Raw genomic sequence first — 26,582 nt, forward strand, 5'->3', positions numbered from 1 at the left:
CGCCCGCCGGGCTAACGTACGGCGGGCTATTTCTTTTACCGTCTCTGAAATTTGTGTTAAAATAGGAAGAATGAGAAATAATACGCATATCCTTATGAAAGAACAGGTGCTAATAATAATGAAACCTTTAATATATGATTTTTCTTTAGAAGAGTTACAGCAGTGGGCGAAAGATAACGGTGAGCCTGCTTTTCGTGGTGGACAGATTTTTGATTGGTTGTATGTAAAACGTGTAAGTGACTTCGAATCCATGAGCAATTTGTCTAAAGGACTTCGTCAGAAGCTGAACGAGCAATTCTCCATTGCAGCGCTCACTGAGATTACTAAAATGGAATCGAAAGATGGAACAGTAAAATTCCTGTTTGGATTGCATGATGATCATGCGATCGAGACAGTTATCATGAAACATAATTATGGAAATAGCGTTTGTGTAACAACTCAAGTAGGCTGCCGAATCGGCTGTACCTTCTGTGCCTCTACGCTTGGTGGATTGAAACGTGATTTGACAGCGGGTGAAATTGTAGCTCAGGTTGTACGCTCTCAACAGATCTTGGATGAGCGGGGTGAACGTGTCAGCAGTATTGTTATCATGGGTACTGGTGAGCCGTTTGAGAACTATGATGCAACAATGAGATTCTTGCGTCTTATGATTCATGAGAAAGGTCTAAATATCGGACAACGGCATATTACTGTTTCCACTAGCGGGATTGTGCCGAGCATTTATAAATTTGCAGAAGAAGATACACAAATAAATTTGGCGATTTCGATTCATGCACCTAACGACAAACTGCGTTCGAAGCTAATGCCAGTTAACCGCCGCTTTCCGTTTGATGATGTGATTGAATCTTTACGTTATTATCAAGCTAAGACGGGGCGACGGGTCAGCTTTGAGTATGCATTGATCGGCGGGGTGAATGATCAGCCGGAGCATGCTGAGGAATTAGCAGGTGTGCTTAAGAACATGCTGTGCCACGTCAATTTGATTCCAGTAAACCACGTGCCAGAGCGGAAATATGTACGTACTTCACGCAATGATATCTTTGAGTTTCAACGTATTTTGGCTGACAACGGCGTGAATGTTACCATTCGCCGTGAGCAAGGCCATGATATCGCGGCCGCATGCGGACAGCTGCGTGCCAAACATATGGAGTTGGGGTGAGGATATTTGATCAGAACAGTTCATGCCAGCGATATTGGCCGAGTGCGCTCTGTCAATGAGGATTCGGTCTGGATCGGCGCGACGCGCCACGGTTATACACTCGGCATAATTGCCGATGGGATGGGTGGACATCAGGCTGGTGAAACCGCGAGCAGGCTTGCTTTGGAGACGATGAGGAATACCCTAGACGGGCTCCTGCCTGAGCTTCAGGACGAAGCACTGCGTGATGCGTTATCAGCTGCTATTTTGGAAGCTAACAGCACTGTCTTCAAGGAGGCTTCCAGCAACGATAAGTACCACAATATGGGTACTACTGTCGTTGCTGCCCTGATGAATGGTTCAAACGGATATATTGGCCATATCGGAGACAGCAGAGCCTATTTAATAAAGGACAGTGCAGCAGTTCAATTAACCGAAGATCACACGCTAGTCAATGAGCTGTTCAAGAACGGTCAGATCAGTGTGGAGGAATTAGATAATCATCCGAGACGGAATGTGCTGACGAGAGCACTTGGAACAGATGCTGAGGTGCTGGTTGATTTAGCCCCTGTTACCCTGCTACCTGGGGAACTTTTGCTTCTCTGCAGTGATGGTTTAAGTAATTTTGTTAACAATGAGCATTTGGGCAAGGTAGCGGGAATACATGAGATACCGTTAGAGGAAAGAGCGGACCGCTTACTTCAGTTGGCACTGCTTGCTGGCGGCGGCGATAATATTAGCGTCGCTTTGTTAGAACATCATGGAGAGGCCGCTGTGCCCGAAACAAAGGAGTGGGATTGATGATCGGTCACGAACTGGGCGGCCGTTACCAAGTCATCGAACGGATCGGCGGAGGTGGAATGGCGCTCGTCTATAGAGCACATGACATTCTTTTAAACCGAAACGTCGCCATCAAAGTATTGCGTAATCAATTTGTTCATGACGAGGAATTTATCCGCCGTTTTAGGCGTGAGGCGCAATCAGCTGCATCTTTGTCTCATCCGAATGTGGTTAGTATTTACGATGTAGGACAAGAAGACGAAATTCATTATATTGTCATGGAATATATTGAGGGCAAGAATCTTAATGAAATTATAAAAGAACGAGCGCCATTACAGGTTGACGAGTCCGTAAGGATCGCTTCACAAATCTGTGATGCACTTGATCACGCTCATCAGAATCAAATTATTCATCGGGATATTAAACCACATAATATATTGATCGGGCGCAATGGCCGGGTGAAGGTAACGGATTTCGGTATTGCTCGTGCGGTAACATCTACTACCATTACTCAGACAGGCTCTGTAGTAGGTTCCGTTCATTATTTCTCACCAGAGCATGCCAAAGGTGTCTCAACAGGAGAGAAATCCGACCTGTATTCATTAGGGATTGTACTCTATCAAATGCTTACCGGAAGTCTTCCATTCTTAGGGGAGAGTCCGATTAGCGTAGCTCTAAAGCATCTGCAAGAAGAGTTTGAAGAGCCAAGGCTCATAAATCCACTTATTCCGCAAAGCGTTGAGAATGTAATTCTAAGATCGATGCGTAAAAATCCGGAAGAGCGTTATCAGTCTGCAAAGCAAATGCTGCAGGATTTAGAAACCTGCTTGTTGCCTGAGCGCCGTAGTGAAGCAAAAGTTCTTTTTAACGATGAGGAAGACGAGGATCGAACGCGGGTAATACCAGCGATTAAACCGATCCAAAGAAGCAATGGAAATCGTAATCATCGCCACGACCGGATGGATAATGATGAAGATGATGATGACGATCCGGTACCTGTGAAAAAAGGTAAAAAACAATGGACTAAACCTGCATTATGGATTGGTTTAACTTTAGTGTTACTGCTGGCTATGGCCAGTCTCGTGTGGTACGTTAAATCCCAATTAGTTGTTCCTGAGGTATCGGTTCCTTACGTGGTCGGTAAACAGCTGGAACAAGCGAAGACTGAACTTGAGGATTTGGGGCTTGAGGTTGCTGATCCTATACTGTATGACTACAGTCCGAATTTCGAAGAAAATGTGGTCATGAAGCAAAGTAGGGAAAAGGACGCCAAAGTGAAAAAGGGAGCCTCCCTAATACTAACTGTGAATACGGCGAAACCATTAACTAAGATGCCAGATGTAACGAATTACACTTTCGACGAAGCTGTTAAAGCGCTGATGGCAAAGGGTGTACCTCAAAATCAAATTAAGAATGAACCTCTCTTCGATGAAAATACGGCGGTGGGTAAGGTTGTAAAATCAGACCCAGCCTTTGACAGCGAGTTTGATCCTGAGACGGTTTCAATCACCCTCTACGTTAGTAAAGGAGAAGAAAGTGTCACGATGCCAGACCTCATCGGTAAGACGGAGAGTGAAGCTAAGGCGCTTTTGGAAGAATCCAAACTGGTTCTCGGAGATGTAAAGGAAGAATCCAGCTTCACAGTTGATGAAGGTAAGGTAACGAAAACTTGGGCTTATGAGAAAGGTACCTCTGTTCCACCTGGAACAGCGATTACGATTTACTTAAGTACAGGTTATCCACCTGAAGCCCTGAATTATACCTTTAATGTACCAGTAGCTCCTGCACAGGATGGAAAGAAGAGCAAGATTCGAATTGAGTTCGTTGATGCGCGCAATAATGGTGAGAAACAAGATTGGGGAACGCGTACCATTGGAAAGAGCCAAGTGCTGTCCGTTAATCTAGTGCTTGCTCCGAATAAAGATGGCTCTGTTATTGTTACCCGAGATGGTGTGCTTTTAGACACTTATGTGATTCCATATATTGATGCGAAGAATGGCACGGTGCAAGAACCTGAACCACCGACGGTTCCGACTCCGCAGCCGACTCAGACACCGATAGATCCTACACCTACTGCTGAACCGACCATTGAGCCTGAGATCCTGCCTCCAAGTTCAGACAACGAAGGGTCTACTAATACTGGATCAGCCAATCAGACGGGATTCCTTACTAACAATTCGGTGAATAATGAATCGACCAATAGTGGTAACAACAAGAACAGTAATAAAAATGGTGACAAGCATAATAATAAAAACAAAGACAAATCTAAAGATAAAAGCGATAACTAATCAGGACAGAAGTGCTTGAATAGTTGTGGCAGCGAAGTGACCCGGGGATGTTCAAACTTGGGTCATTTTCGCAAAATCAGGAGAGGAAGGCTCACTATGTATGCCTGAAGGAATAATAGTAAAGGCGTTAAGCGGATATTATTACGTAAAACCGCTTCGTAAAGGATTAATTGCAACAGAGGAAGTTTCAGTTCAATGCAGAGGCCGAGGTATACTTAAGAAAAAGGGGATCGCTCCTCTTGTAGGTGACCGCGTGATCTATATGCTGACTGAGCATGGTGAAGGGATGGTGGATGAGCTTCTCCCTAGAGAATCTGAGTTAATTCGTCCACCTGTAGCGAATGTAAGCCTTGCCGTTCTATTATTTTCTGTGCGGGAACCTGATATGAACCTGAATCTATTGGACAAGTTCCTAGTTCATATAGAGCACTCGGGACTGGAACCTTTAATCGTTCTGACCAAACAGGATTTGGCTAATGATAATGGTGAAGCCACTAAGTATGTTAAAGAGCTCTATGAAGATATTGGTTATGAAGTGATGGTTACAAGCTCAATTACAGGAGCTGGCAGTGATGAACTAAGAGAGCGGCTTACTGGTGGTATTAGTGTATTTGCCGGACAATCTGGGGTAGGAAAGTCGACCTTATTGAATCGTATTGTGCCAGGACTTAAACTGGAGACAGGTGAGATCAGCTTACGTCTGGGCCGTGGTCGTCATACTACCCGCCATGTAGAATTGATGGATATTGGCGGGGGCGGCTTTGTAGCGGATACCCCTGGTTTTAGTCAACTTGATTTTCTTGAGCTTGGGGTTGAAGAGCTCTCTACTTGTTTCCGTGAATTTGCAAACTATGCTGGGGATTGTAAATTCCGTGGTTGTAGTCATCAGCATGAACCAGGCTGCCGAGTCATCGAGGCATGGAAAGCTGGGAATATCGCTGATAGCCGGTATGAACATTACAAATTATTTTTTAATGAAATGAAAGATAAAAAGCGGAGGTACTAAGTCATGATACGAATAGCACCATCTATATTGTCTGCCGATTTCGCAAGTTTAGGTTCAGAGGTAGCAGAAGCTGAGGTCAGTGGCGGGGATTGGATCCATGTGGATGTAATGGACGGTCATTTTGTGCCGAATATAACGCTTGGTCCACCAATCGTAAAAGCGGTCTCGTTACATACCAAGCTTCCACTAGACGTTCACTTAATGATTGAGTCTCCAGAACGTTATATTTCTGATTTTGCTGCCGCAGGCGCTAGTGTGATTACTGTTCACGCTGAGGCTTGCGTTCATTTACACCGTGTGGTGCATCAGATCAAGGAATTGGGTCTTAAGGCAGGAGTAGCTATTAATCCTGGCACTCCGGCATCAGCGGTGCGTGAGGTGCTTGAGGATGTGGATATGGTTCTCGTGATGACCGTCAATCCTGGCTTTGGAGGTCAAGCATTCATTCCTAACACTTTGCGCAAAATTACTCAAATTAGAGAATGGGCGAATGAAGTCAATCCAGATCTACTTATTGAAGTCGATGGTGGTGTTTCGGAAGCTACAGCGCCATTGGTTGTCGGTGCAGGAGCGGATGTTTTGGTTGCAGGAAATGCAGTTTTTGGCCGGAGTGATCGTGCTGCAGCGATCCTTGAGATTCGAGAAGCAGCGGAAGCGGCACTTCGTTAAAAAAATAGGCTATTACGACTAAAGGTATAGGCCAAGTCCTCGACGCATAAATATGGTTACATGAGCAGAAATCTCATGTAGCCTTTTTTGTTTTGGCAGGGAGGACTGCAGTACGTTACCGTTAGAACAAGAAGAAAGTCTCCTGCGTACGGCATGAATTGATGGGAGGGTAAACCATGAAATTTTACACGTTTAAGCTGCCAAGGTTTTTGGGAGGTTTTGTTAAAGCGATTTTGAACACATTTCAGAAGAGTTGATCTTGGGCTTGGAACAGAAAAGAAAACATGAAAAAAAGCACCTTACAAATGTAAAGGGTGCTTTTTGCTTCATATGAGTGATCGCTCGGTCTTTAAAATTGCAAAAGACTAAACGCGTTCAACTTTACCGGCTTTCAAAGCACGGGTGCTGACGTACACGCGTTTTGGTTTACCGTTCACGAGGATACGGACCTTCTGAACGTTAACTCCCCAAGAACGACGGTTGCGGTTATTGGCGTGAGACACGTGGTTGCCGCTGCTCGGTTTCTTGCCTGTTACTGCACATTTGCGGGACATAGATTACACCTCCTTATTCCTAACACCTGCATAAAACAATACTTATCTATAATATCACAGCAAATTTTGCTACGTCAACCGATTCAAAAACATTTATTTCTTTTAATACTTATAGTACAATGTAAATTAGTGCATTATGTCCTGTTAATCATAGAATGATTAGGCATGAAGTTAGGAAGGGGAATTCTCAATTGAGTAAGCGTTCTATAAACGGAACAGATTTTACCGCTATGGTATTGGCTGGAGCGGATAAGCTGCAACAGCATGCAGAACACGTCAATTCCCTAAATGTTTTTCCGGTTCCAGACGGAGATACCGGAACTAACATGAATTTGACGATGACCGCAGGTTCGAATGAATTGAAGAAAAATAATACAACGTCTGTCGGTCAATGTGCAGGTGTACTCTCTAAGGGCTTGTTAATGGGCGCACGGGGGAACTCCGGAGTTATTTTATCTCAATTGTTCAGAGGGTTTAGCAGATCTGCAGCTCAACATGATGAGCTGAACACACAGCAATTTGCTGCTGCATTGCAAAGCGGAGTGGACGCAGCCTATAAAGCAGTTGTAAAGCCTGTAGAAGGAACTATTCTTACAGTGGCTAAAGAGGCTGCAAGACATGCTCTCTACTATGCTCGCCGAACTACAGATGTTACAGAGCTCATGACAGAGGTATTGGCCAAAGCAAAGGAAGCCTTAGCCTATACACCGGAACAATTGCCTGTCTTGAAGCAAGTCGGTGTCGTAGACTCTGGCGGTCAAGGACTGGTCTATATTTATGAAGGGTTTCACCAGCATCTGACGAGCGGAAGCTCCGGTGTATCTGAACCTGTAAAAGGACAACCTCAGGCACCAGTCGTGCCAACACCGGTACCGGTGTTAAAGAAACCTGAAAGCGAACTGTCTTCTGTACAGTCTTCTGCGCAATCACAGCTTTCAACAGAGGACATAGAATTTCTATATGATATGGAGTTCTTCATTAATCGCCAGTTAGGCGGTAACGTGAGAACGGACTTTGATGAGGAAACCTTTAGGAAAGCGTTGTCAGTAAATGGAGATTCCATTATTGTAATTTCGGATGATGAAACCATTAAAGTGCATGTGCATTCCAAGGCTCCAGGTGAAGTTTTGAATCTGGCACTCCTCTATGGGGAAATTACGCAGATTCATATTCTCAATATGCGTGAGCAACACCGTGACTTGTTAACTGCAGGGATGGATATTGCACCTATGCCAGATGTTTTCGCCGATATGCCGGATGAACAGAGCCGGGTACAATCAGCTCCAGCCGAACCACCAGCAGATGATTTGGCACCTTACGGATTCATCGCAGTATCATCAGGCGCTGGGATTGCAGATATTTTCAAAAGCCTCGGTGTGGACGTAGTCCTAGCTGGAGGTCAGACTATGAACCCTAGCACAGAGGATTTCGTGAACGCGATTTCTTCCATCTCTGCGAAGCATGTTTACATTCTGCCGAATAACTCTAATATTGTTCTTGCCGCTCAGCAAGCTAAGGAGCTCTTGGAAGGCGAACGTGAGATTACGGTTATTCCAAGCAAAAGCATTCCTCAAGGAATCGCTGCAGCCTTCGCGTTCCAAGAAGAGGATTCTGAGGAGACTAATTCTGGGAACATGCTAGAAGCAATCTCACAGGTCAAGTCAGGACAAGTAACAAATGCTGTCCGTGATACAAGCTTTGATGATCTGGAGATTAAATCCGGGCAATTTATCGGAATTTCGAACTCCAAAATTGTCGCTGCCGCAGATGATCTGTTAGCTGCAAGTCAGGCGCTGCTGTCCAATATGCTTGAGAATGGCGATGAAATCGTTACGATCCTTAGTGGAGCAGAAACTGATTCTGAGGTCACAGATTCCTTAAGCGAGTGGCTGGAAGAGACTTACCCTAATGTGGAAGTAGAGATTCATGAGGGTGGCCAACCCCTTTATTATTATCTTTTCTCCGTAGAGCCATAGGTAGATGCTGAGGGTTCTATAACAGTTCAGGAGCAACTTGCTAATTACGTAGTTGGCAAAATTATAGTATGGGGGAGATAATCCATGAATCGTACCATTATCGTCACCGACAGCACATCTGATATCCCGCCAGCAATGGCGGAAACGTATGGCATTGAGGTCGTCCCTTTGACCTTGATGTTCGGCGAAGAGGCTTTCCGGGACAATCTGGATATGACGCCGGAGCAGTTCTATGAGCGACTTCCCCGCTCGTCACAGTTGCCGACTACTTCTCAACCCTCACCGGTTGAATACATGAATGTGTATCGAGATATTTTGGAACGTTACCCGGGAAGTCCTATCCTTTCGTTTCATATTTCTTCTGGACTAAGCGGTACGTACCAATCAGCACTATTGGCTAAATCGATGTTGGAGGAAGAGGGAGAAGGGATCACTGTAGTAGATTCTCTCTCCGCTTCTTACGGTTTTGGATTTATGGTGGTGGAAGCCGCCAGATTGGCTGCTGAAGATAAGAGTCCCGAAGCGATTCTTGAAGCTGTAGAAAGTCTGCGCCAATCTCGTAAGCTTTACTTCTTGGTAGATACACTTGAATATTTACAAAAAGGCGGGAGAATCGGAAAGGCCTCGGCCATTCTGGGAACGCTTCTTAATATTAAGCCGATCCTGTCTATTGATGCAGAAGGAATAATATATGCGGTGGAGAAAGTTAGAGGCCGTAAGAAGGCTATTGCCCGTATGATTGAATTATTTAAGAAGGATATTCAAGGTGTAGACAAAATCAATGTGGCCGTGGGTCATACGGCTGAACCGGCTTCCGGTGAAGAGTTCCTGAAAGAGCTGTCAGGACATTTTACACTAGAAGAGAAAGTGCTGACGAACGTCGGCCCTGTCGTGGGCAGCCATGTCGGAAACGGTACGTTAGCTGTATTCATTTGGCCTGCAAAATGAGGGATGAATATGACACTGTCATTAAATCAAATTGAAGTAAAAAACATAACTGGCGTGAGTGCTCAAAAGCAAAGCGAGCTTCACGCCTTTGGCGTCTTTACAGTAAAGGATTTGTTAGAGTATTATCCGTTCCGTTATGAGGATTATCGCCCGCGCTCGCTGAGTGAAACCAAACATGGGGATAAAGTGACTACAGAGGCTAAAGTGATCGGTATCCCCGTACTGCAACGTTTTGGAGGCAAGTCACGACTTAGTTGTAAAATGGTTGCTGAGCCTTGGATGTTCACAGCTACATGGTTTAATCGTCATTACGTGCGTGAGCAACTTACTGTGGGAAGAGAAATTGTACTCACAGGTAAATGGGATCAGAAGCGAAATCAAATTACAGTGACGGATTTTGAATTCCCCGATCGTGGGGAAGGGAAGACAGGGACTCTACAGCCGGTCTATTCCATCGGTGGAAAGATCACGCAGTCGTGGATCAGGAAAAGTATTAATCAGGCGCTTCAGCAGTATGGAGATCTAATTCCTGAGATACTACCACATTCTATTATGCGGCAATATGATTTTATGCCCCGTAAACGGGCGATTGCTACCATTCATAGGCCAGAGGATACGCGTGAAGGGCAGCAGGGACGCCGCAGGATGGTGTATGAGGAGTTGTTTCTGTTCCAGTTGAAGATGCAGGCATTCCGGGTACTCAATCGTGGTAGGATGGATGGTGTAGTCCATACCGTAGATAACGCAACCGTGCGCCAGTTTGTTCGCAGCTTACCTTTTGAGCTTACAGATGCTCAGAAACGAGTGGAGCTGGAGATCTTACATGATCTGCGATCACCATATTGCATGAATCGACTGCTTCAAGGTGATGTGGGTTCCGGCAAAACGGTACTAGCTGCCGTCGCGCTTTTTGCAACCGTGCGATCTGGTTTTCAGGGTGCGCTTATGGTGCCCACTGAGATTTTAGCAGAGCAGCATATGCGTTCACTTACGAAGATGTTTGAGCCGTTTGGAATTACGGTTGGTCTGTTAACAGGGAGCGTAACTGGACGGAAACGTAAAGAATTGTTAGCTTCACTACAAATGGGGATGCTCGATATTGTTGTAGGAACGCATGCATTGATTCAGGAGGATGTATTTTTCCGTGATCTGGGTCTTGTAGTTACGGACGAGCAGCATCGGTTTGGTGTAAACCAGCGAGGTGTATTGCGGCGTAAAGGATATAATCCGGATGTACTTACGATGACTGCAACACCTATTCCACGTACACTTGCGATCTCTGTTTTTGGAGATATGGATGTATCCACGCTGTCGGAAAGACCGAAAGGCCGAGTGCCAATAACTAGTTATTGGGTCAAGCATGATCTCATGGATCGTGTCCTAAATCTGATTAAGCGTGAAATAGAGCTGGGACGTCAGGCGTATCTGATCTGTCCGCTCATTGAAGAATCGGAGAAACTGGATGTACAGAATGCTATAGATTTACATATTCAGATGAGCCAAGCTTTTCCTAACTATAAAGTTGGGCTTTTGCATGGAAAGATGTCTCCAGCTGAAAAAGATGAAGTGATGCGAGCATTTTACAACAATGAACTGCAACTCTTAGTATCCACAACGGTTGTAGAGGTGGGTGTAGACGTTCCTAATGCCACGTTGATGATTATTATGGATGCAGACCGGTTCGGATTATCACAGCTGCACCAGCTTCGTGGACGGGTTGGTAGAGGTCAGCATGCCTCTTATTGTGTACTAGTGGCTGATCCGAAATCTGAAATCGGGCGTGAACGAATGACTGCTATGACGGACACCGATGATGGATTTGAGATTTCGCGGAGAGATTTGGAGCTGCGTGGCCCAGGTGATTTTTTTGGAACCAAGCAGAGTGGATTACCGGAGTTTCGCTTGGCGGATATGACGGCTGACTTTGAAGTGCTGGAGCAGGCGCGTGATGATGTGGCAGAGCTGCTTAAGGATGAGAAGTTCTGGACATCTCCTGAATATGCACCTCTTCGGCATTATTTACAAGGCGAGCAAATTTTCCAAGGGGAATTAATTGACTAAGTAGGCACATCTAGCTCCTAAGCCTCATATACTGTGAAAGATTGGATATGACGGGAGGTGCTACACTTGGGTTATCAACAATTCGGAATTAGCCCTCAGCTCGTGGAACGCATCAAGCTGAAGATGAAAAACGCGACTGTCAAAGATCGTATTAAAAATATGATTAACGGCGTCTCGAAACAAGAGCTACAGGACACGGCAGTTGTTCGCAGGCTGGTACGGAATGCGTCTGGTGTACTGAACGAGAAATTGACCTCGACGCAGGAAGACCAAATTGTGAAATTTATTATCGCTCAGAAAATTGATCCAAACAACACCTTCCACTTGATCCGTTTGTGGGGAATGTTCCGTTAGGAAAGTGTGCTAGCGAGTATAGGCTAGATCTTAGGTTTGATTCTCAGCTAGCTAAAGGAGTAGAGGCTGTCTCAAAAGTAGTGAATGCTGCTTTTGAGACAGCTTTTTTTGTGTGAATCAAGGATGAATTCTAGTGAAAAGCAGACAAACAAACACTGGCTCATTAACGTTGATTAATGAACGCTGACTGACGAACACTGATTAACGAACGTAGACTAACCAATAATTTTCCGGCGAGAATCCTGCAATAGTACATCTTTAGATGATACGAGGAGGGTTAATGTATTGATTCCTGCAAATCTGCAGGAATTCTTGCATCAGAAGAAGCTTTCGAGCCATAAATGAGGATATTCCTGTACATTTGCAGGATTTGGGCTTAATGGAGCGGATGTCTGAGCCAAAAGATGTACTTTTGCAGGATATCGTAATTCCAGCGAAAGAATCCCGGTTGATAACGCAAAAGTAGCGCTCCCCCCATACACGGGAGAAACGCTATTTATCTTACGTGGAATAATAAAGTTTACCTTCAAACAAAGAAGGCTTAATCAACATACTTATCATGCTCATCATTCTGCCCTGATAGTTAGGATGGCAGATTACTCAATCTTTGATCACTGGCAGCTGATTTGAGCACAATTTGGCTGTCAGGATCACAATTAAGGACGATGGTCCGCAATTGATGTTCTTCCATTTTGTTGATGAGACAAAACAATGTGCTCAGCTCTCCATTTTGCCCGGAGCCTTCAGCAAGCCCAACTTCTCGATTTAATGAGTTTTCGAGAGCTTCCTGGATATCCATGCAACTATTGCTGGTAATCCATGCAGCGCGTGAATCGGATAACCCTCGGAGTGAGAATCTCACACCTTCGAAGGCCAATAAGTAAGCAATAATGGAGTACATGGCTTGCTCCCAGCCAAATAGTGTGCCTGCTATAAGCAAAATAGCACAGTTTAGAATCATGATGACGACTTCGGTTGACTTTGGCGGTCCACCACTCAGAAGTGAATATCCTTGATCACTTGCATGTTTGTTCACACCACCGAATCGGACAGATATACCGATACCGAGTCCTAAACATATGCCACCTGCCATAGCAGCAGGTAAAGGATCACTAATCACTGCAGGAAAACGGTGTAGAGCAAGAGAAGCGATGGTCAAGCAAGCTAATCCTAGAACGGTATACAGAGCAAAGCGAAGATTCACTTGCTTTCGAGACATGAATATAAAAGGTAGATTGAATAGAAAAAGAAACAATCCCAACCGCATTTCAGTGGTATGAGCGAATAATGCCGATAAACCTGTGATTCCACCAACTACAAGCCCATGTGGTATGAGAAATAACTCTAATCCTACTGCGGCAAGTAGTGCTCCTGCAATAACGGTTAGAACTCGGAATACTGAATTTTTACGTAATTGTTTATGTTGTGTTGTCTTTGTCTGCAATGTTTTTCCTCCTTTAGCAGGGGAAACAACCGTATTCATTTTCGTAGGGAGCGACAGCTTTTTTTGGGATAATTTTAGCAGCATGTCACTTCTTTAATTTATATACTGTATCCAATAATTTATAGATCCATTTTGATTCCTATGCTAGAAGTAAGTTTGCATAACAAATTTTTACCGATTCCCGGTAAATCCGATTCTCTATAATCCACGAAAGTCTACCCTGCATTTAGGTGTCTTATAATTATTTCGCTTTCTTCGAATTTTTATCAATGGAAGTTCTAAATGACCTTCAGTAACAATCATTTAAGGTAGATATGAAATTCGCATTGCGTGATATTAGAAAGTGAGAAGTGAATTTTAACAGGTACAGCCGCAGTCGAAGCAAGAATTTATAGATCACAGGACGGAATACAAAAGAAAGCACAGGGAGTATCGCGGCTACCGCAATAGATTTAGTTCCCCACTGTTCAGTTATTTTGATGGCTCCTATTTGAGGAGTTATTTGGGGTACCGTCCTTACGGGAGCTATAAACTTTCGCTCGTAGCGTTCAATTTCGGTTGTCTTTGATTCTTGCTCCGTAGTGAATAATCCTCCAGACCAAACCGGTGGAAAAGAAAACATCATTCCTAGAATTAGGACTATACGAAGAAACCAAAGTAGTGACAAGCGCGCTATATATTGCACCGAAATAACACCTCCCAACTGTATGTAGTATAAAAAGCATACCATACCTTATCATTTGATTCCAAATTGTTTTGTGAAAAAAATTCATTTGAAAACGATGAAAACAAGAAACCGGACGGGAAAAATGACGTATTTCGTAGAAAAGAAGACTTTTATTATCTTGTATCAGTCAGGAGGAATGAATTTGAGCGAATGGCAGGATTTTAACGGTTTTGATAAACGAAGCTTTTTCGGAAGTTTCATTCATGAGATGCCCCTATTTTTTAAATTATTTGCTTTGTTTATTCTAGGTGTTTTCGTCTTTATAATTTATAAATCAGTGAGAAGCTGGATAGCCAACAACGCAAGTCCCTTGATAAAAGCTAGCTCTAAAGCTGTAACGAAACGGACTGAGGTATGGGGTGGTTCGGGTGAGTCGAGCGCACATACTAGTTATTATGTGACGTTTGAGTTTGAGGATGGTGGACGCTTGGAATTGCAGGTTAGAGATCAGGATTTTGGTCTGATTGTAGAAGGGGATCGAGGAGAACTCCTTTATCAAGGGACTAGATTCAAGAGCTTTGATCGAGTCAAGCAGACGGAACAGCTTAATTTCTAAAATTGTACATAACGTTCTAGAATCACCGTGCCTTTTTTGGGTAAGACTCATATGAGAGGTTTTACCAGAATCTCAATCCCGGAAGGAGGCTATTGTCTTGAACTCAAATGATCCAAAATCGCAGGGGCAGGTACCTTTTCATACACTAAGTGAGGAAGAAGTGCTCAAAAGGCTGGAAACTAGGAAAGATGGTTTGTCTTCCGGTGAAGCCGCTAAACTTCTGGAGCAGTATGGGAAGAACGTACTTCAAGAAGCAAAAACTAAATCTCTGCTAGGAAAATTTATTGAACAATTTAAAAATGTAATGATCTTTATTTTGCTAGTGGCGGCAGTATTGTCTGGGGTTTTGGGAGAATGGACAGATACAGTCATTATTTTGTTGGTAGTCATCCTGAATGCGGTACTTGGTGTTATTCAGGAAAATAAGGCAGAGCAGGCGCTAGATGCCCTGAAAAGTATGTCCTCTCCGCATGCCAGAGTGCGGCGTGGAGGTCAGGTCTCAGAGATTAAAAGTGAAGATCTCGTACCTGGGGATATCGTATTGCTGGAAGCTGGAAATGTAGTTCCGGCGGATATTAGACTGTTAGAAGCTGCTTCTTTGAAAACAGAGGAAGCCGCATTGACCGGAGAATCATTACCTTCAGAAAAGAAGATAGGTGTGCTTGAAGGAAGCGATATTGTTATCGGGGATCGTACCAATATGGCTTATATGAGCAGCAATGTAACTTACGGTAGAGCGGTTGGTGTCGTCACAGCTACAGGAATGCAGACTGAAGTCGGCAGGATTGCTGGGTTTATCTCGGAGGAAGAGAATGATGTAACACCGCTGCAAAAGAAACTGGATGAACTAGGAAAATATTTCACCTTTATTATTCTTGGTGTCTGTGTAGTCATTTTTGCCGTCGGTATATTTGAGGGTAGAGAGCTGCTGGATATGCTTCTCACCTCGATCTCACTTGCAGTAGCAGCGATTCCTGAAGGGCTGCCAGCAATTGTGACGATTATCTTGGCACTCGGAGTGCAGCGGATGGCTAAACGTAAAGCGATCATTCGCAAACTCCCTGCTGTAGAGACGCTCGGAAGCACCGAAATTATTTGCTCTGATAAGACAGGTACTTTGACTCTAAACAAGATGACTGTCGAAAAAGTGCATGTCAATGGAACTACGAAAGAAGCTGCTGAAGGTCTTGAAGGGACACCGGGTGGTGAACTATTGCTTCAGGCTATGACGCTTTGTAATGATTCCAGCATTGACGAAGGGAATTCCTCTGAAGAACCTGGAGGGAATGATGGAGCTAAGGACCCGCAAACTAAGAGTGGTAAAGCGATTATCGGGGATCCTACGGAAACAGCGTTAGTAGACTACGCGCTCAGTATAGGTACTGACAAAAGGGATTTAGAAAAGAAATTCCCACGTAAAAATGAACTGCCATTTGACTCCGATCGCAAGCTGATGACAACGATTCATGAAGTTGAGAACGGACGTTATCGTGTATTAACGAAAGGTGCACCAGATGTGCTTTTGTCCAAATGCAGCCATATCTTCGTGGATGGAGAGATCGTTCCTTTTAATGATGAACATTCACGACATATCATGGAAAGTAATACAATGCTTGCGAATGATGCACTGCGGGTGTTGGCATTTGCTTTCAGAGATGAACAGCAGCTACCGACTAACCTCTCCCCGGAAGCTACGGAGAAAGAACTTGTATTTATCGGTTTAGTCGGTATGATTGATCCTCCACGAGAGGAAGTACGGGATGCGGTAGCTATCTGCCGTAAAGCGGGGATTAGACCTGTAATGATTACAGGAGATCATCGAGATACTGCAGCGGCCATTGCTAAAAGATTAGGTATTATCGAAGATGAGACGGGCGTATTGACCGGCAGTGAGCTGGATAAATTCAGTGAAGAGGAATTTGCTGAGAAAGTCACTAATTATTCGGTTTATGCACGTGTATCTCCTGAACATAAAGTTCGGATCGTTAAGGCGTGGAGGAAAAAAGGGAAGATTGTTGCTATGACGGGTGACGGTGTGAATGATGCTCCTGCGCTTAAATCATCAGATATCGGCGTCGGGATGGGGATCACAGGAACGGATGTAGCAAAGGGCGTCTCAGACATGGTGCTAGCAGATGATAACTTTACGACCATAGTTGTTGCTGTTGAAGAAGGACGGAAGGTTTACAGCAATATCCGTAAGGCCATCCAGTTCCTACTCTCAGCCAATCTTGGGGAAGTGCTTACGCTATTCATTGCAACCATGATCGGCTGGCGGATACTCGAGCCAATTCATATTCTGTGGATTAATCTTGTTACCGATACCCTACCGGCACTAGCTCTTGGGCTTGAGAAGGCGGGGGATGATTTGATGTCGAAGAAACCACGCAAAGCCAGCAGCAGTATCTTTGCTGGAGGCGTGGGAATCGGGATCATCTACCAGGGTATATTAGAGGCCGCGCTTACGCTGTTTGTATACCAGTGGGCACATACCCATTACAATGAGGGGATTGCGGTTACGATGGCATTCGCCACATTAGGATTGCTGCAAATTTCTCATGCGTTTAACGTCAGATCCAATACGAAATCGTTGTTCCAGATTGGCTGGTTCAGCAACCGGTATATGCTGTGGGCATCACTGATCTCTACACTTATGCTGGTGCTGGTGATTATCATCCCAGGACTGAATGACTGGTTTGGTGTCTCACATTTAAGCGGGTTACAGTGGGGAATTGTAATTGCTGCAGCACTGGCGATTATAGTGATTGTAGAGTTTGTAAAGCTGTTTGTACGTTTAAGTGGCAAGGGCAAGAACTGGGATTAAGAATACCGCTTTATGCTGCAACAAAGAAGCCTGAACCCTTCCATAGCGGAGGATTCAGGCTTTCTTAATAGGTGCCATTAGCCAGTAATATGGGTTACAGAATGCGCTGCATATGCAGGATTACGTTGCTCCAATACCCTGAGTCCAGCTCACTGATCTGAACCCCGGGATCACCCCAAGTATGAATGAACTTTCCATCCCCAATGTAAATACCGACATGCCCGGGTATAGCGTCACTTTCAAACCGACCTGGGACAGTGAAGAATATAAGATCGCCGACATCTAATGCACTGCGTTGTACGCGAGAACCTATATTATCTTGATCCTTGGCTAAGCGCGGTAAGTTTACACCGAATTGTTTGAATACATGCCTTGTAAAAGAAGAACAATCAAATTTCTTAGTCTCTTCATAAGGCCCGGTACCGAATTCATAAGGCACACCTAAGAATTTTTTGGCATAAGTAACTAATTCCTTCTTATCTGCTTCAGAAATACTTTGAATGTGAAATGGTTTAGCTTCATTCAATGATTTAGCAGATGGTGTTTTTATAATAGCTTCATGGTCGGTCGGTGTGGCTATGTTGATTTCACCAGACTGAGGATTCCAACCCACCTCCGTTTGAAGAAATTTGGATAGGGCTAAAGGTGTGATATAGATTTGACCTTCTTGTCGTCTAGGTGCCTGCGGTAATGTGATTTTCTCACCTAGGGAGAAGACTTGAGTAGAGCCAGGGCGCAGCATATACATAACATCACTGTAGCCAATTTTGGTGTATCCCCCATGAGTAGCATCATCTTTCATACGATAACCGAGTGAAGTAATCGCAGGTTTGAGTGGAATCCAGTACTTTCCTTGAGCATCGGTGATGGCGGACTTTTCATAATAACTTGAGGCTTGCATGCCATCGGGAGTTACGGCGTTTACCTTGGGTTTTTGTGATTGTGAAGAGTAACCGCATGCGGTACTTGATAAAACGGCAGCGAGCAATACAGTAGCAGTGGATAGTAATTTTTTGTGGTTATTAGGCATATGACACGCTCCAAATTCAAACTGTAGTTTAAGTTTGTGCAGGGGGCTTTTTTTTATGTAATGGGGACCAAGGCAATCACTGTAAGACATAACCAAGTCCTTCCTATATTGGTGAGTTATGCGCTATAAAATTTGTAATCTATGGAAGTAGGATAAGTGATTGACGGATAAACAACCTCCATATAATATAGGTTTAATAGATTTCTATCATTATTGTGAGGTACGTGTAAGCTTATGCTTTAATGCTTTTATCGATAAAAGTGATAATGCTGAGTCGCTCACTTTGATGCACGCGTTAATAATCTAATGAAATGGGGTACTTTAATGAAAAAGAGAAACATTTTTGCAGGTTTAAGCTTATGCTTCATGCTAGTAGCTGCTGGCTGTGGCAACAATAATGCCGCTGTAAACTCAGGAAACGCAACAAGCACTGGAAATGCGCCAACGAATGCTGGAACCGCTGATTCCAAAACGTACAAAATCGCAATTTCGCAATACGTAGAACATCCATCACTTGATGCTACACGCGAAGGTATTCTTGCTGCTTTGAAGGATGCCGGGCTTATTGAAGGAGAGAACTTGAAGGTTGACCTTGAGAATGCTCAAGCTGACCCTGCGAATAACTTGACCATTGCTCAGAAGATTGCAGCTGACACTAATGATTTGGTATTGGCTATTGCAACACCTTCTGCTCAATCGGTTGTTCAAGCGCTTAGTAAATCAAGTAAGGACACTCCGATACTGTTCGCAGCAGTGACTGATCCACTCGATGCAAAGATCGTAACTGATCTGGAGCACCCAGGTGGAAATGTTTCTGGTGTATCAGATACGAATCCTGAAGCTATTAATAGATTAATGCAATTCATTGCTACTCAATTTCCTAATGTGAAGAAGCTGGGCATTGTTATCAATGAAGGTGAACCGAACGCTGTAATTATGGCGGATATTGCTAAGAAAGAGCTGGATAAACATGGCATTGAGCTTGTGAAGGCAGCCATCACGAATACTTCTGAAGTGAAGCAAGCTGCTGAATCACTTGCTGGTCGTGTAGATGCATTCTACATTACTTTGGATAATACAGTAGTGAGTGCTGTTGATACCATCATTCAAACAGCTAATGATAAGAAAATTCCGTTCTTCTCCAGCGACCGGGATACCGTTGAAAAAGGCGCATTTGCAACCGTTGGCTTCAAATATTTCGATCATGGTTACCAAGTTGGACAAATGGCAGTGGACATTCTGAAGAATGGTAAAAAGCCAGCAGATATGAAAGTAACGATGCAAGAAAAGCTCGATCTTATCCTTAACCTTAAAGCCGCTGCCGCACAAGGCATAGAAGTGACGGATGCGATGAAAAAAGAAGTTGCCGATCAAGCTAACAATATTATTCAATAAGACATTATATAGGGGCGATTCCTTGAGGGCGCCCCTTGATGCTTGAAAGGAGAAGACTTCTATGTATGATTCAATGCTCGGGGCTGTGGAAATGGGTTTGCTCTATGCATTTATGGCTTTAGGGGTATATATTACTTTTCGCATTTTGGATTTTCCTGATTTGACTGTAGATGGAAGCTTTACTACTGGCGGTGCTATTGCGGCTGTTATGATTACCAATGGTTATGCACCCTGGTTAGCGACGCTTGCTGCTATTGCAGGTGGGATGCTGGCAGGAATGTGTACCGGTCTACTACATACGAAGGGCAAGATTAATGGACTGTTATCCGGGATTCTAATGATGATCGCACTTTATTCCATCAATCTGAGAATTTTTGGCGGTAAGCCTAACTGGTCACTAATGGGTGATACCACGTTGTTCTCGTCCATCAATCCGCTTCTTGTTCTTCCTTTTATTGTTTTATTTGTGAAAATTCTAATGGATTTATTCTTGCGTACTGATCTTGGGCTTGCTTTAAGGGCTACCGGAGATAATGCAAGAATGATCCGTAGTCTGGGTGTAAACACAGATAACACGACAATTCTCGGCGTCAGTTTATCCAACGGAATGGTGGCACTTTCAGGTGCATTGATCACTCAGTATTCTACCTTTGCGGATTCCTCAATGGGTATAGGGATGATTGTTATCGGCTTAGCTTCGGTAATCATTGGTGAAGCCATTTTCGGTGCTGGAAATGTATTCCGTGCGACGTTGGCAGTTGTTCTGGGATCTATTGTTTACCGAATCGTAGTGGCATTAGCCTTGTATGTACCATGGTTGAGACCTTCGGATCTTAAGCTGATTACGGCAATTATCGTTATTTTCGCACTTGTATTCCCATCGATTCAGCGTTTCTTGAAGCAGAAGAATATGGCGCGTAAACGTTCGCTTGAATTAGCTGAACAAGCGCTTAGCAGCAAGAGAGGAGGTGCCATCGATGCTTAAACTGGATAACGTATCTAAGCTGTTTAATCCTGGGACACCGGATGAGAAGATCGCGCTGCTTGGCATTGATTTGGAGCTTCTTCCTGGTGACTTTGTTACCATTATTGGAAGCAATGGTGCTGGTAAATCAACGCTAATGAACATTATTTCTGGTGTGATGAAGCCGGATCTTGGTTCAGCTAGTATTGAAGGGAGTTCGATTAGCCATTTAGCAGAATATCAGCGCAGTCGCTGGATCGGACGGGTTTTTCAGGACCCGATGGCAGGTACGGCTCCACGGATGACGATTGAAGAAAATTTAGCGATGGCTTTTAAAAGAGGGAAGAGTAGAGGATTATCGTTTGGTGTAAATGCAGCGAGACGGACGATGTTTCGTGAGGAGTTAAGTCGTCTCGGGATTGGATTGGAGAATCGTCTGCGAGCTAAGGTAGGATTATTATCTGGTGGGGAGAGACAAGCACTGAGTTTGCTAATGGCAACCTTTACCCAGCCGCAAATTTTGCTGTTAGACGAACATACAGCGGCACTTGATCCTTCACGAGCGGAGCTGATTACTAAACTGACAGAGTCTATCGTCCGTGAGATGAAGCTGACTACGCTTATGGTTACCCATAACATGGAGCAGGCTATACGTCTTGGCAATCGTCTTATCATGATGGATAAAGGCCGTATTATCCTTGATATTGATGAAACAAGGAAAAAGGATCTTACGGTAGAACGCCTGCTGGGAGAATTTGAGACCATCAGTGGTCATAAACTGGCGGATGATCGAATGATGCTAGGTTAGTCTTTTATAGGAGTATCTTAAGCTCAGGATAGGGGCTTAAAGTGAATTCTGACTCTGGATTTCGCTTTAAGTCCTTTTTGTTGTAAGTTTTCCCAAATGCTTCAATATCATTTATGATAGGATATAGTGATGATAAATATTACTTCCCATAATAAGGGTTTGGAGTGAATTGGAGGATGCTTATGTTTTTGAAGAATGTTAGCGCTTACAGGAGTTCAGGGATTTTTAATAAAATGATATTGATCATTTCATTTTTGCTGCTGCTGTCCTTTCTGTTCTCTTTAACCGTCCTGCAGTATGTTTATCGAATTTATGACAAGCAAATCTATGAAAAGGCATCTGAAGTGCTGGGAATGTCATCTATCAGTATAGAGAGTACTTTGAGAGAGCTGGAACAACTTTCTTTTACAGTGGTCTCTGATGAGCAAATTCAGGAATGTCTTCGCCAGTTACAGGATGATCCTCAACCATATGAACGGCAGGTCCTACATAATAAAATCATCAACAGGTTAGTTGCCTTTGCAGGAGCAGAGAAATACGTTTATTCCATGATGTTGTTGGATACGAATGGCGGAGCTATGACTGCGGGTAATCGGGAAGGTGTATCACAGGATCTCCAGGATCAATTAAAGCCTCTGGCTAAGGAAGCTAGCGGTAGTATTGTGTGGTATCCCCAAGGGAATAAGAATTCACTCCTGGCTGTTCGGCAGATTAAATCTTACACCGGATCAACCTTTACGCTGGACGATTTAGGGACGTTAGTCATTCGAATTCGGATTGATCGTATTATTGCAGATAGCACTAGTAACACTTCGGATGGCGATCAGTTGATTGTTGCAGATGCGACTTCAGGGCTAGCGGTTTATCCCCAAACTCCGATGTTGCTGCCAAATGAGCTTAAAGCGGAAACGGAACGTTCCGAGCTTTATCGTACGGCTAAGTATGAAGAAGGAACATATTTTATAACGAAGACTAAATCATCTTATATGGAATGGATGTATATCAATGCGACCCCCTTCAATGAGATGTTCAAACATATTACTTTTGTAAAAAAATTGGTCGTCATCATATTCGCGCTCATATTACTAATTGGATTGCTCTTAGGCTATCGATTAGCCCGAAGTATTGTACGCCCGATTTCAAAGCTGACCAAAAAAATGAAACAAATCGAGAAGGGTGATCTGGATAATCTGGAGGAACAGTCGCTAGGTGTCGTTTCACAAACTGCGCAGGACGAGGTAAGTCAGCTTAACAGAACCTTTAAAATGATGATCCGCAGAATCAGAGAACTTATCGATGAGAATTATGCGAAGCAGCTCATTATTAGAGAGACCGAGCTTAAAGCACTGCAGGCACAGATCAATCCGCATTTTTTGTACAATACACTTGAATCGATCAATTGGTTAGCGAAGATGAACAAGCAAGCTAAAATCTCAGAAATGGTAGAAGCGCTTGGCTATTTGTTTCGCAGTTCGATTGGTCTTAAAGACCCGTTGATTACGATTGAAAAAGAGCTCACCATTGTGCGCAATTATGTCATTATCCAGAAGACACGATTTGACGAGAGACTTGATTTCCGCATGGATTTTCCAGAGCATTTGCATGACGCTTTAATTCCGAAGCTGACGCTTCAGCCGTTGATCGAGAATGCGATCCGATATGCATTGGAGCCTAATATCGAGCCTTGCACGATTTCTATAACCGTAAGTGAGGAAGAACAGGGCCTTGATATTCGTGTTAGTGATAATGGGCCGGGGATGAGTGCCGAGTTCATCAAAGATTTACAGCAGGGAAGAGTTAAGACACGTGGCGAAGGCATTGGGTTAGCGAACATCGCAGAGCGTATTCAAATCGTATTTGGCCCAGAATGGGGTACAGTGATTGAAAGTGAGCCAGGTCAAGGAACGACAATACATGTACGTATACCTTATTTAAAAGGAGTGCAAGAGAATGTATAAGTTACTGCTGGTTGATGATGAACGGTTGATACTAGAAGGCATATCTCAGGTAGTGGACTGGGCACAGGCAGGAACGGAACTTGTGGGTACTGCACGAAACGGGATAGAAGCCTTAGAGAAAATAGAGGAGCTTCGCCCTGAAATAGTGATTACTGATATTTCCATGCCCGGATTGGATGGACTAGGCTTGGTGCAGAAATGTAGTGATCGGTTTCCTGAGGTAAAGTTCATTATGTTGACGGGGTATAAGGATTTTGACTACGCTTGTATCGCTATGCAGCATGGAGTGAAACATTATCTGCTTAAGCCGTGCAACGAGAATCAAATTCATGATGCGTTAGTTGAACTGGTAGCAGAGCTCGATGAACTTAAGGGCCGGACGGAATTTGTAAATGATATGAAGCAACGTTTTACTAAAGTTCTACCGCATGTAAAGGAACAATTTTTGAAGGAATGGATCTCTAACAAAACGTACGGGAGTCAAGATTTAGAGTATTATCAGGAGCTGCTAGGTATCGAATTAAATGACAAAGTGGTGCGTTTGATTTTGTTCAGACTGGAAGGTTCTTATGAATATGAGCAACTATTTGCTTTGCAAAATATTGCACAGGATATGCTGCAAGAAACGCTGCTTAGTACAAGGATAGGCGGATTTATTCTGACACTAATGGAAGTCGAAGGAGAGGCTGCGCTGAATAGTACACTGCTTGAACGAATTTCTGATGTACGGAAAATGTTCTACAAATTTTATAAAGTGGATGTAACCATTGCGATTAGTGACGCGGACTTCATGATACATTCACGGAGATTGTATCGTCAGACTCTGCAATGCCTTAACCACTGTTTTTATATGGAAGAGGGAGGCCTGATCACAGGAAGTGATATTCCTAGTGATGAACTAAGCGGAAGAAATGACATTGAACTAGATGAAGAGCAAATCTGTCTGCTGATTAAGGCGGGCGAACAAAGTGCAGTAGAGTTTGAATTAGAGCGGTTATTTAATCTGCTAGCTGAACAGCGTGTGGATATTAATGTAACGCGATCTTATGTTTTACAATTGTATTCTGCGATGATACGTCTAGCCGTCCCTGATGAAAGAAATACCTTTACTTCAAGTATGGTGGAACTGGCTGAGATCAGGACTTTAAGTGGTCTTAAAGCCTATGTAAAAGATGCTGCTGCTCGTTTGACAGCGATGTATGATCGTCATTTTCGCTGTCGCCAATCCTTAATCGTAGATAAAATGTTCAAAATTATTGCGGATGATTATAAGAATGCGGAACTTTCACTTAGCTCAGTCGCTGCTGAGATGTTATATATGAATCCTGATTATCTCGGGAAAATATTCAAGAAAATCACGGGGGAGAAATTCTCTAATTACGTTACCAATTACCGGATTACTAAAGCATCAGAACACATTATGCATAGTGGTGATGTAAGAGTATTTGAGCTCGCTGAAATGTTCGGCTTCGGTGGGAATGCACAGTATTTTAGTCAAGTGTTCAAAAAAGTAACTGGGCAAACACCCACAGAATTTATGAAACCCTCTCAAGGGAACTGATTATTGAACAAACAAGACGGTTTTTTGTATTCAACAATCACTGAATATTTGAGAAGATTTATACATGAAAGCGCTACCTAAAGGGATCAGAGCCTTTATACTATTATAGGAAAAGGGGACATGAATTTGAAAAAGAGATTCGCTTTACTAGCCGTACCATTGTTGTTGTCATCGATGTTAGCTGGTTGTGGTGGAGGTAATAACAATAATAGTGCTGCCGCTACGGATTCCGCTACAAACACGCCTTCAGAAACGAAACCCGCAGCTACAACTTCAGCAGAACCCGTAACTCTGCGTATAGCTTGGTGGGGTGGAGATACACGGCATTCTTATACACAACAAGTGATTGATATGTATGAAGCCAAATACCCGAATGTAACGATTGAGCCTGAATATGCTTCATTCGATGATTATTGGAAGAAACTTGCGCCTCAAGCAGCAGCGAATCGTCTTCCTGATATCGTTCAAATGGATATTTCTTATATTAATCAATATGGGTCTAACGGACAGCTCGAAGATTTGAAGCCTTATTTGAACTCTCAGATCCAAGTCGGCGATGTGAATGAGAACGTCCTTAGTACTGGGGTGATCAATGAGAAGCAATTCGGAATTCCATTAGGCGTTAACGTACTTGGTTTTCAATATGACCCAGAATTGCTGAAGAAGGCAGGGGTGGATTCCATTCCTGAGAACTGGACTTGGGATCAGTACAAAGAAATTGCTGCGAAAGCTAAATCAGCTGGACTGTATATCGACGGTTCTATGGCAGCTGACGTATTCTTCAACTATTATCTGCGTACAAAAGGGCTGGCACTTTATAACAATGATGGTTCAGCGCTTGGATATGAGGATGATGCCTTGTTCACTGACTTTTTCGGAATGTTGTCTGGTTTAATTAAAGATGGAGCGGTTCCATCCCAAGACAAACTGAGCCAAAACAAAGGCGTTATCGAAGAGTCTGATATTGTTAAAGGAACAGGCATCGGCGTATGGCAATGGTCGAACCAATATGTTGCTTTGCAAATCGCTGTAAATCGCCCTATGGCACTGGCACAAATGCCTGGTCCGGATATGGAAAAAGGACTCTACATGCAGCCAAGTATGTATTGGTCGGTTACTTCTAACTCAAAAGTGAAGGAAGAAGCAGCGAAGTTCGTTGATTTCTGGATTAATGATCCCGAAGCCAACAATTTAATCAAAGGCGAACGTGGTGTGCCAATTTCAAGCAAAATCAAAGAATCTGTAGCCTCACAATTAACGGATTCCGGTAAACAAGTATTTAAATTCGTAGCTGACATGGAGCCTACTACTTCTCCAATGAGTCCGCCAGTTGGATCGCCAGAGGTAGTAGCACTCCTTACAGACCTTGCTGAACAAATGAACTTCGGCAAAATTGACCCAGCCGCAGCCGCCGCACAGTTCCGAAAAGAAGCGAACGCTATTCTCTCCAGCCGGTAATAGAAGGTAACAGATAACTATACTGCGTCTAACATGGGAAACGGCATGCCATTTGGTTAGGCGGCAGTCCGTTTCCCTTATTA

At 43.7% G+C, this 26,582-nt stretch carries 21 protein-coding genes; 18 read left to right on the plus strand and 3 right to left on the minus strand.

What is annotated here, in order from left to right:
• Positions 1-118: 118 nt before the first annotated feature.
• From rlmN to spoVM, 6 genes are all read left to right on the plus strand, one after another.
• The gene (gene rlmN, locus NSS87_RS12410; RefSeq protein WP_042187390.1) at positions 119-1,159 is read left to right on the plus strand and encodes a 23S rRNA (adenine(2503)-C(2))-methyltransferase RlmN; all 1,041 of its coding nucleotides are present in this window, start codon (positions 119-121) and stop codon (positions 1,157-1,159) included.
• A 6-nt stretch (positions 1,160-1,165) separates the two neighbouring features.
• Complete coding sequence (locus tag NSS87_RS12415; protein ID WP_042187392.1) at positions 1,166-1,939, plus strand: Stp1/IreP family PP2C-type Ser/Thr phosphatase; 774 nt, start codon at positions 1,166-1,168, stop codon at positions 1,937-1,939.
• The gene (gene pknB / locus NSS87_RS12420) at positions 1,939-4,206 is read left to right on the plus strand and encodes a Stk1 family PASTA domain-containing Ser/Thr kinase (protein ID WP_339247452.1); all 2,268 of its coding nucleotides are present in this window, start codon (positions 1,939-1,941) and stop codon (positions 4,204-4,206) included. Before NSS87_RS12415 ends, pknB begins: the two co-directional genes overlap by 1 nt.
• A gap of 100 nt (positions 4,207-4,306) precedes the next feature.
• Positions 4,307-5,212, plus strand: coding sequence for a ribosome small subunit-dependent GTPase A (gene rsgA / locus NSS87_RS12425; protein WP_339247453.1), 906 nt, complete (start codon positions 4,307-4,309; stop codon positions 5,210-5,212).
• A gap of 3 nt (positions 5,213-5,215) precedes the next feature.
• Positions 5,216-5,881, plus strand: a complete 666-nt coding sequence (gene rpe / locus NSS87_RS12430; RefSeq protein ID WP_060622282.1) for a ribulose-phosphate 3-epimerase — start codon at positions 5,216-5,218, stop codon at positions 5,879-5,881.
• Between the two features lie 176 nt (positions 5,882-6,057).
• Positions 6,058-6,138 (plus strand): stage V sporulation protein SpoVM, encoded by an 81-nt coding sequence (gene spoVM / locus NSS87_RS12435; protein WP_020431362.1) that lies wholly within the window; start codon positions 6,058-6,060, stop codon positions 6,136-6,138.
• A 108-nt stretch (positions 6,139-6,246) separates the two neighbouring features.
• On the opposite strand, the gene rpmB is transcribed toward spoVM, so the two are convergent.
• Positions 6,247-6,435: a 50S ribosomal protein L28 gene (rpmB, locus tag NSS87_RS12440; protein WP_036686205.1), complete on the minus strand. Its 189-nt coding sequence runs from the start codon at positions 6,433-6,435 to the stop codon at positions 6,247-6,249.
• Between the two features lie 191 nt (positions 6,436-6,626).
• On the opposite strand from rpmB, the gene NSS87_RS12445 reads away from it, so the two are divergent.
• From NSS87_RS12445 to NSS87_RS12460, 4 genes are all read left to right on the plus strand, one after another.
• Complete coding sequence (locus NSS87_RS12445; protein ID WP_339247455.1) at positions 6,627-8,411, plus strand: DAK2 domain-containing protein; 1,785 nt, start codon at positions 6,627-6,629, stop codon at positions 8,409-8,411.
• An 84-nt stretch (positions 8,412-8,495) separates the two neighbouring features.
• Positions 8,496-9,359: a DegV family protein gene (locus NSS87_RS12450; protein ID WP_042187404.1), complete on the plus strand. Its 864-nt coding sequence runs from the start codon at positions 8,496-8,498 to the stop codon at positions 9,357-9,359.
• A 9-nt stretch (positions 9,360-9,368) separates the two neighbouring features.
• Positions 9,369-11,420: an ATP-dependent DNA helicase RecG gene (recG, locus tag NSS87_RS12455; protein ID WP_149644193.1), complete on the plus strand. Its 2,052-nt coding sequence runs from the start codon at positions 9,369-9,371 to the stop codon at positions 11,418-11,420.
• A 66-nt stretch (positions 11,421-11,486) separates the two neighbouring features.
• Complete coding sequence (locus NSS87_RS12460; RefSeq protein ID WP_042187408.1) at positions 11,487-11,774, plus strand: stage VI sporulation protein F; 288 nt, start codon at positions 11,487-11,489, stop codon at positions 11,772-11,774.
• A 583-nt stretch (positions 11,775-12,357) separates the two neighbouring features.
• Here NSS87_RS12460 and NSS87_RS12465 read toward each other — a convergent pair.
• Positions 12,358-13,218 carry a YitT family protein gene (locus NSS87_RS12465; RefSeq protein WP_339247458.1) on the minus strand — a complete coding sequence of 287 codons (861 nt, stop codon included), beginning with the start codon at positions 13,216-13,218 and terminating at the stop codon, positions 12,358-12,360.
• Between the two features lie 869 nt (positions 13,219-14,087).
• Here NSS87_RS12465 and NSS87_RS12470 point away from each other — a divergent pair.
• Together NSS87_RS12470 and NSS87_RS12475 are read left to right on the plus strand one after the other, a co-directional pair.
• Positions 14,088-14,501, plus strand: a complete 414-nt coding sequence (locus NSS87_RS12470; RefSeq protein ID WP_231573434.1) for a DUF2500 domain-containing protein — start codon at positions 14,088-14,090, stop codon at positions 14,499-14,501.
• A 97-nt stretch (positions 14,502-14,598) separates the two neighbouring features.
• Positions 14,599-17,325 carry a calcium-translocating P-type ATPase, SERCA-type gene (locus NSS87_RS12475; RefSeq protein ID WP_339247462.1) on the plus strand — a complete coding sequence of 909 codons (2,727 nt, stop codon included), beginning with the start codon at positions 14,599-14,601 and terminating at the stop codon, positions 17,323-17,325.
• A 94-nt stretch (positions 17,326-17,419) separates the two neighbouring features.
• Here the strand turns inward: NSS87_RS12475 and NSS87_RS12480 are convergent, their stop codons facing one another.
• The gene (locus NSS87_RS12480) at positions 17,420-18,355 is read right to left on the minus strand and encodes a C40 family peptidase (RefSeq protein WP_042187414.1); all 936 of its coding nucleotides are present in this window, start codon (positions 18,353-18,355) and stop codon (positions 17,420-17,422) included.
• Between the two features lie 324 nt (positions 18,356-18,679).
• On the opposite strand from NSS87_RS12480, the gene NSS87_RS12485 reads away from it, so the two are divergent.
• From NSS87_RS12485 to NSS87_RS12510, 6 genes are all read left to right on the plus strand, one after another.
• Entirely contained in the window at positions 18,680-19,750 is a 1,071-nt protein-coding gene (locus NSS87_RS12485) for an ABC transporter substrate-binding protein (protein WP_339247465.1), read from the plus strand.
• A gap of 61 nt (positions 19,751-19,811) precedes the next feature.
• Complete coding sequence (locus NSS87_RS12490; RefSeq protein ID WP_339247466.1) at positions 19,812-20,735, plus strand: ABC transporter permease; 924 nt, start codon at positions 19,812-19,814, stop codon at positions 20,733-20,735.
• Entirely contained in the window at positions 20,728-21,522 is a 795-nt protein-coding gene (locus NSS87_RS12495; RefSeq protein WP_339247468.1) for an ABC transporter ATP-binding protein, read from the plus strand. The genes NSS87_RS12490 and NSS87_RS12495 overlap by 8 nt, the downstream gene beginning before the upstream one ends.
• 182 nt (positions 21,523-21,704) lie before the next feature.
• Complete coding sequence (locus NSS87_RS12500) at positions 21,705-23,480, plus strand: sensor histidine kinase (RefSeq protein ID WP_339247470.1); 1,776 nt, start codon at positions 21,705-21,707, stop codon at positions 23,478-23,480.
• A complete protein-coding gene (locus NSS87_RS12505; RefSeq protein WP_339247471.1) occupies positions 23,473-25,041 on the plus strand; it encodes a response regulator in 1,569 nt (522 codons plus the stop codon). Before NSS87_RS12500 ends, NSS87_RS12505 begins: the two co-directional genes overlap by 8 nt.
• Before the next feature lie 120 nt (positions 25,042-25,161).
• Positions 25,162-26,499 (plus strand): extracellular solute-binding protein, encoded by a 1,338-nt coding sequence (locus tag NSS87_RS12510; protein ID WP_149644202.1) that lies wholly within the window; start codon positions 25,162-25,164, stop codon positions 26,497-26,499.
• The last annotated feature ends 83 nt before the right edge of the window (positions 26,500-26,582 follow it).

Source organism: Paenibacillus sp. FSL F4-0243 (genome assembly GCF_037963295.1).
In the GTDB taxonomy this organism is placed as follows: Bacteria; Bacillota; Bacilli; order Paenibacillales; family Paenibacillaceae; genus Paenibacillus_AQ.